We start from the raw sequence: 1,405 nt of genomic DNA, 5'->3' as shown, positions 1-1,405 counted from the left end.
TGCCGTCCCACTTCAAGGTCATCCGGCACATCCGTCCCAAGATGAGCTGCCGCGCCTGCGAGACGATCGTGCAGGCGCCAATGCCGTCTTTGCCGATCGAGCGGGGTCTTTATGGACCCAAGCTCCTGGCACACATCATCACAGCAAAATACTGCGACCATCTCCCGCTGCACCGTCAGAGCGGGATCTATGCCCGCTCGGGGATCACCATCGCCCGCGCGACGCTCGCCGACAATGTGGGACGCCTGGCCTGGCTGTTGCGACCCTTGGCAGAGGCAATTGGGTGTCACGTTCGAGCTGGCGAGGTCCTCCACGCTGACGACACGCCGGTTCCGGTGCTCGATCCTGGACGCAAGCAGACCAAAACAGCCCGATTATGGGTTGTGGTGCGGGACGAGCGAACTTGGGGTTCTCCGGAACCGCCGGCTGTCTTCTATCGCTATTCGCCCGACCGCAAAGGCATGCATGCGGAAGCCCTGCTGGGATCCTGTCGCGGATTCCTGCATGCCGACGCCTATGCGGGCTTCAACCCCCTCTACGGCGCGGCACGGGAAGCCCCTCGTTTAAGCGAGGTCGCATGCTGGGCACATGCCAGGCGCTATCTGTTCGAGGAGAACGCCACACGACCGTCGCCGGCAGCGCAGGAGGCCCTCGAACGCATTGGCCGATTGTTCGCCATTGAGGCGCAGATCCGCGGAAGCTCACCCGCTGAGCGTCTTGCCGTCAGGCAAAGCCACTCGGTCCCGGAACTCTTCGCCCTGAAGACGCTGCTCGAAGCCGCACTACAAAAGATCAGCGGCAAGACGGAGCTGGCCAAGGCTATCCGCTATGCGACCTCCCGCTGGGCAGCCCTGACCCGCTATACCACCGATGGCCGGCTCGAGATGTCGAACAATGCCGCGGAACGCGCGATCCGGCCGCTGGCGCTCGGCCGCAACAACTGGATCTTTGCCGGTTCCGATAAGGGCGGCGAACGCGCCGCTCTCATGTACACCCTCATCGAATCCGCAAAGATGAACGGGCTCGATCCGGAAGCCTGGCTCGCGGACGTCATCGCCAGCATCGCCGATCATCCCATCAAACGCGTCACAGAACTGCTACCGTGGAAGTACAAGGACGAGAGACGATGAGATGCCAGCGCGCACTACAGACTTTATTGATCCTCATGGGTCTATGGGTCTCTTCGCAAACCGCACCTGCCGACCCCCTTCGCGATTTGGGAGCTGGCCAGAGAGGTCAAATCCTATTTCAATCCCTCACGCCTACCGGCCCGACGGAGCTCATGGCGAGACAAAGCTCGCAAGCAACCATCACCGGTGTTCTGACGTTTACGGAGAACTCGCAAGCCACCTCTCCTGCAATGATCATCATGCACGGCAGCGGGGGCATTATTCCCGGGCGTGAA

At 61.8% G+C, this 1,405-nt stretch carries 1 protein-coding gene; it reads left to right on the top strand.

Annotated elements, in window-relative coordinates; all coding sequences use genetic code 11:
* On the top strand, positions 1-1,130 hold a 1,130-nt coding region (tnpC, locus tag FEZ63_RS22325; RefSeq protein WP_150948990.1), incomplete at its 5' end, for an IS66 family transposase.
* Positions 1,131-1,405: the final 275 nt, after the last annotated feature.

Origin of the sequence: Microvirga brassicacearum (genome assembly GCF_008757455.1) — a bacterium.
Lineage (GTDB): Bacteria > Pseudomonadota > Alphaproteobacteria > Rhizobiales > Beijerinckiaceae > Microvirga > Microvirga brassicacearum.
This window is presented reverse-complemented; position numbering and strand designations above follow the sequence as displayed.